Source organism: Allobosea sp. P1_A7 (assembly GCF_056406775.1).
Genome location: NZ_JBFTZN010000348.1, coordinates 1 through 5,456, shown reverse-complemented (window position 1 = coordinate 5,456; position 5,456 = coordinate 1). Strand labels below are relative to the sequence as shown.

The window sequence follows — 5,456 nt, the reverse complement described above, 5'->3', positions numbered from 1 at the left end:
GGATCTGACGATCATCAACGCTGTGATCGCGGTGATCGATGGGGCAGGGCTGCGCGATCGGGTATGGATCGGTGTGCGCGACGTCCTGCAGGTCGCCCACGCCCGGCTCCAGATGCCGGGCATCCGGGTGCTCGCCTTCCTTCCCGATAGGGCAAACCCGGACCATTTCGCGGCAGCCGGAGCGAGCGCCTTCCGGATCTGGGAAGGCGGTCTCGACGGAACGGTCGCGACAGGCCTGCTCGGGCATGTGCCGGTCTGGGTCACGGCGGGAGGGAGCGGAACCGGGCGCCGTGTCGGAGATGTCGATGCCGATGGCCTTGCTGCCATCCTGGAGAAGTCGCCGCAGGCCGTGCTGCTCAACGACCCCGACCTGCTCGTCGGAACACAAAACCGCGTGGCGTCGTGATGCCGGGCCGTCATTTCCTGACCAAGCTGGCGCGCGGCCTCCTGACGGTTTGGCTGATCGTGACCCTGACCTTCGTCGCGCTGAACCTGTCGGGGGACCCGATCGATGCCCTGGTCGGAGACCAGGCCTCGCCCGAACTCATCGCGCATTACCGCGAGAAATTCGGGCTCGATCGACCCCTCTGGCAGCAATACGTCTCCTATCTCGCCGGCATCGCACAGGGCGATTTCGGCCTCTCGCTCTCCGATCAGCGCCCGGCGGTGGAGCTGATCGCAGGTGCGCTCCCCCATACGCTGCGGCTTGGACTGACGGCCTTCGTGCTTGGCCTCATTCTTGGTGTCGGCTTCGGCATCGTCGCGGCGCTGAACCGCAATCGGCCGGTGGACCGGCTGGTGATGAGCTTCGCCGTGCTCGGCTTCAGCCTGCCGAATTTCTTCCTCGGCATCCTGCTGATCCTGCTGTTCTCGCTGCATTGGCGGCTGCTGCCGAGTTCGGGCGACGCGACGGCCCTGCACCTGATCCTGCCTGCCGTGACGCTGGGCACGCATTTTGCGGGTACATTCGCGCGGTTCACCCGCTCGGYGATGCTTGAGGTCCTGAACAAGCAATATGTAGTGGCGGCCCGCGCCAAGGGCGTGCCCAGCATCCGCCGCGTGCTCTGGCATGCCCTGCCCAACGCCGCGATCCCGATCGTCACCATCATCGGGCTCAAGCTCGGCGATCTCGTCGCGGGCTCGATCATCGTCGAGACGGTGTTTGCGGTCCCTGGCGTCGGTCGGCTTCTCGTCAACGCGGTCACGTCGCGCGATTTCGCGCTGGTCCAGGCGATCCTGATCATGGTCTCGGTCACCATGATCCTCGCCAATCTCGCGGTCGACGCGATCTACACCCTGATCGATCCGCGCATGCGCGCCGCACGTTCGGAGAACTGAGATGGCGATGCCATGGTCCTTCCGTCGGGCTGACGACACTCCGGTGCGTGCGGAAGCGCGCTATCCCGTCCTCGTCGTCGTTGCCCTTGTCCTGCTGGCGCTGATCGTTGTCGTCTTTCTCTTCGCGGACTGGCTGGCGCCCTATGACTACCGCGCGCAAGCGCTGCTCAAGCGCCTCAGGCCGCCGGTCTTCCTGGGTGGGACGACGGATCATCTTCTCGGCACCGACGAACTCGGCCGCGATGTCCTGAGCCGCCTGATCTACGCCATCCGCTTCAGCGTGCTTGTCGCACTCGGGGGCACCTTGATCGGCGCCCTGATCGGCACGGCGCTCGGGTTCATCGCGGCGCATTTCCGCGGCTTCGTCGAGGAAGCGATCATGATGCTGGCCGACGTCCAGGCCTCGCTTCCCTTCATGATGATCGCGCTCGCGCTGATCGCCATGTTCGGGGGTGGCTTCCTGCTTTTCATCGCCATCATGGGGTTCTACGGCTGGGAGGTCTTTGCGCGGCTGACGCGGGGCGTCGTCATCGCCGCAAACACGCAAGGCTATGCGACGGCCGTGGTCGCGCTCGGCGCGCCGGCGCGCCATGTCTATCTCCGGCATATCCTGCCCAACATCCTGAGCGTGCTGATCGTTCAGTTCACGCTCAACTTTCCGCAGGTGATCCTGCTCGAAACCTCGCTCAGTTTCCTTGGCCTCGGCATCCGCCCGCCTCTGACCAGCCTTGGCCAGATGCTGGGGGCAGGGCGCGCCTACCTGACCACCGCATGGTGGATCGCGATCCTGCCCGGCATGGCGATCTTCCTGACGACCATGTCGATTTCGATCATCGGCGACTGGGTCCGCGACAGGCTCGACCCGACGTTGCAATCACGCTGAGCGAGCAGGCACGGCCCCTGCCATCGTTCGGACTGGTTGCGTCACGGCCAATATTTCGGTTGCACCTGCACAGTGGCCGCCGCCAAATGTGCGGATGCAGCAGGAGGAATCGCCGTGCGTGGCACAGGCAGCTGGCAGGTCGTTGCGCAGGCGGAGGCAGGCACCCCGGCAGGCAAGCCGCCTGACGCCGTCTACGAGGCCCGTTCGCTGTCCGACTGCGGCGATGGACCAGGGTCCGACTGGCCCCACCGCACGGCCAAACGACTGATTCAAGAGCCGGCCGATGTCGCGATCACGGCTGCACTGGCTGAGATCGGCGCGCTTGCCGGCGCCGACCGGGCCTGGATGTTCGAATACGACGCCGCGCTGCTGCGCTTCCGGAACACCCATGAATGGAGCAGGCAGGGCGTTCGCTCCTTCGTCGAGGACCTGCAAAACACGCCGGTGACGATGATTGCCTGGCTGCAGCAGTTCCTGGTCTCGGGCAAGGCCGTGATGATCAATCGGGTTGCCGACTTGCCGCGTCCGGCCCGCCAGCTCCAGGTCGAGATGCTGCGCCAGGGCGACCAGAGCGTGCTCAGCGTGCCAGTCTTCCATGACGGGCAGTTGCGCGGCTGTATCGGTTTCGACGCGACCACCGCAGTCCGGTGCTGGCTGCGGGCGGATATCAGGGCGCTGTTTCAATGCGCGGAACTGATCGCGCTGGCGCGTTACGGATCGCACCGCAGCGAGCAGGCGCTGGCCGACCCGGCGAGGGCGTTCGCACCGTTGATCCATCTGCGCCGGCAGGGGCAGATCATCGGCGTGGAGCCGCATGCCATTCTCGGCGTCCGCTCGGCGCGCGACTATGCGAAGGTCTGGCTGAAGGACGGCTCGACGGTCCTCGACCTGCGCCCGCTTGCGCTCTGGACCGGGCTGCTGCCTTCGGCCTCCTTCCTGCGCGTCCACCGCACCGCGATCGTCAACCTGCAGCATGTCAGCGGGCTCGACCGACGCGACGGGAATGCCTGGAAGATTGCGCTCGGCCAGCTCGCGGACACCTGGCCCGTGTCGCGCCCCTACCGGCAGGAATTGCGGCAGCGACTCGGGATTTAAGCGCCGGCCGCTTCACGTAACGTAACCTCCTGCCGGTTTACCGATTTCTCACGATGAAACCGATCGGCAAGGGCATTCATCGAACCRGCATGTCGGTTGGTCGAATTGGGCTTGCCTCCCGCCCGGCACGCCAACCCGATAGGCGAACCGATCAACCGATTCACGCTTTGCCCATGCCGCTCCACCGCACCGTCACCGCTCCCACCTCCAGACGCATCCCGGGACGTAAGGCGGCAAGGTTCGCCGTCATCTCCCTGGTGGCCGTCGTGCTCTCCGCAGGCTGGCAGCGCCAGGCCGCTGCCGAAGATCTGGCCCTGAAGGATGCGGCATCGATGGCCGGCGTCGCGATGTTCCTGAACGCGCGCGCTCCGGGGCTGATCCTCGCCGTCGTCAGGGGCGAGGACAGCGTCATCGCGGGCTATGGCGAAACGGCGCCAGGCAGCGGCAAGGAGCCCGACGGCCGATCGATCGTCCGCGTCGGTTCGGTTTCAAAGGTCTTCGCGGCCGATGTGCTTGCCGCGATGGCTACAACCGGGCAGCTCGCCCTCGACGCTCCGCTCAGCCGCTATGCCCCGCCCGGCAAGACTCCGCTGGATTACGCCGACCGGCCGATCACGTTGCTCGACCTCGCGACGCATTCGGCCGGACTGCCGCGCGAAATGGCCGATCCAGCGACGCCGGCGGAAGAGAAGAACCCGTTCGCGACCTTTAAGGCATCCTATTACTGGGACTGGATCTCGGGTCATCGCCCGGCCTACCGCCCCGGCACCACCGCGATGTACTCAAATTTCGGCTTCGGCCTGCTGGGCGACGCGCTCGGCAGGGCCGGTGGCAAGCCCTTTGCCGAACTGGTGCGCGAGCGCATTACCGCGCCGCTCGCCATGGCGGACACGGGCCTGCGTCTCTCGGAGGTTCAGACGCCCCGGCTGATGACCGGGCTCGACTCGTTCGGCAAACCCGATCCGAACTGGGAGGCGAGCGAGGTGATGCAGGCCAGTGCCGGCATCTACACCACCGCCGACGATATGGTAAAATGGATGCGCTGGCATCTGGCCGATGACGCGGCCGGGCGCCCGGCGCGGACACTCGCGCATGCTCTCTGGCGGCCCCATGACGGGCTTGCGCGCCTCGTCGGCGTCGAAGCCGCGGATTCCGACGGGATGGGGCTGGGCTGGATCGTCAGCCCGGCGCGCGAACGCGTGCCGCTGCTGCTCGGCAAGAGCGGCGGCATTGGTGGCTTCATGAGCTATGTCGTGCTCTCGCCCAACCGCAAGCTCGGCATCTTCGTCGTCGCCAGCCGCGTCGACTTCGCCATGTTCGGAGGGATACGGCAGGCGGTCCGGGATCTCGCTGCCGAACTCGTGCCCGCGGCGGAAGGGCGCTGAGCGTTGCGGACGGCAGGGGCATGACGGYGGCGCGGCCGAGCCTGGCCTTTGAAATCAGCCGGCGTCCTGACCCGACGCCGGTTGCAAGCCTATTCGGATATCACGGCGCGGCATTGTCGCAGAAGCGGGCTGCGCTGCGCTCGTCCACGGCCATCGCCGGGGTTTTGGCCGGGAGCGTCATGCTCGGCGCCATCCTGATCGGCGCATATCCGGCCGCAGCCCAGTCGCTGGGCGGCGGCGGCGCGGGCGGCCGCCATGGCGTCAGCAAGCCTGTCGCTGGCGGAGCGGGCGCCGGCTCGGGATTGTTCGCAGGCGGGGGAGGCGGCGGCGGCGGCGGCCGGCACGGCGACAAGCGCAGCGTTACTGCCAACGGCGGCCAGGGCGGAGCCGGCGGTAGCGGCGCGCATGCCAAGGGCGGCGGCGATGGCGGCGGTGCCGGTGCCATCGGCTTCGACGGCAGGAGTGGTTCCGGCCCGCTACCGGGCGGCCAGGCGATCACGGGCGGTGCCGGCGGGGCAGGCGCGGTTGGCGGAGACGGCAGCGACGGCCAGCCCTTCGGTGGCATCTGGGGGCATGACAGCGGCAGCGGCGGCGGCGGTGGCGGCGGTGGTACTGGCGCGATCCTGAGTGATCCGAGCGCRAGTTTCGTCACCGCGCCGATTCTCGGTGGCAGCGGTGGCGCGGGCGCGAGAGGCGGCAAGGCCGGCACCGGTGCCGTCGGCCTGGTTGGGCCGATCCCAGGGGCAGGCTACGGC

The 5,456-nt window shown here is 67.6% G+C and carries 4 protein-coding genes and 2 pseudogenes; all 6 read left to right on the top strand.

What is annotated here, in order from left to right; all coding sequences use genetic code 11:
- Positions 1 to 406: pseudogene (locus tag AC1D34_RS33675) on the top strand (hypothetical protein); the annotation flags it as partial.
- Positions 406 to 1,338 carry an ABC transporter permease gene (locus AC1D34_RS33670; RefSeq protein ID WP_476826581.1) on the top strand — a complete coding sequence of 311 codons (933 nt, stop codon included), beginning with the start codon at positions 406 to 408 and terminating at the stop codon, positions 1,336 to 1,338. The pseudogene AC1D34_RS33675 and the gene AC1D34_RS33670, both read left to right, overlap by 1 nt.
- A gap of 1 nt (position 1,339) precedes the next feature.
- Entirely contained in the window at positions 1,340 to 2,221 is an 882-nt protein-coding gene (locus AC1D34_RS33665; RefSeq protein ID WP_476769651.1) for an ABC transporter permease, read from the top strand.
- A 114-nt stretch (positions 2,222 to 2,335) separates the two neighbouring features.
- Positions 2,336 to 3,316 (top strand): LytTR family transcriptional regulator DNA-binding domain-containing protein, encoded by a 981-nt coding sequence (locus tag AC1D34_RS33660; RefSeq protein ID WP_441490992.1) that lies wholly within the window; start codon positions 2,336 to 2,338, stop codon positions 3,314 to 3,316.
- A 173-nt stretch (positions 3,317 to 3,489) separates the two neighbouring features.
- A complete protein-coding gene (gene ampH, locus AC1D34_RS33655) occupies positions 3,490 to 4,701 on the top strand; it encodes a D-alanyl-D-alanine-carboxypeptidase/endopeptidase AmpH (RefSeq protein ID WP_476826580.1) in 1,212 nt (403 codons plus the stop codon).
- 20 nt (positions 4,702 to 4,721) lie between these two features.
- Positions 4,722 to 5,456 (top strand): annotated as a pseudogene (locus AC1D34_RS33650) (hypothetical protein); the annotation flags it as partial.

What these genes read in the sequence shown, in the direction of transcription:
- AC1D34_RS33665 (WP_476769651.1), top strand. Translation starts at nt 1,340, where the DNA reads ATGGCGATGCCATGGTCCTTCCGTCGGGCTGACGACACTCCGGTGCGT.
- ampH (WP_476826580.1), top strand. Translation starts at nt 3,490, where the DNA reads ATGCCGCTCCACCGCACCGTCACCGCTCCCACCTCCAGACGCATCCCG.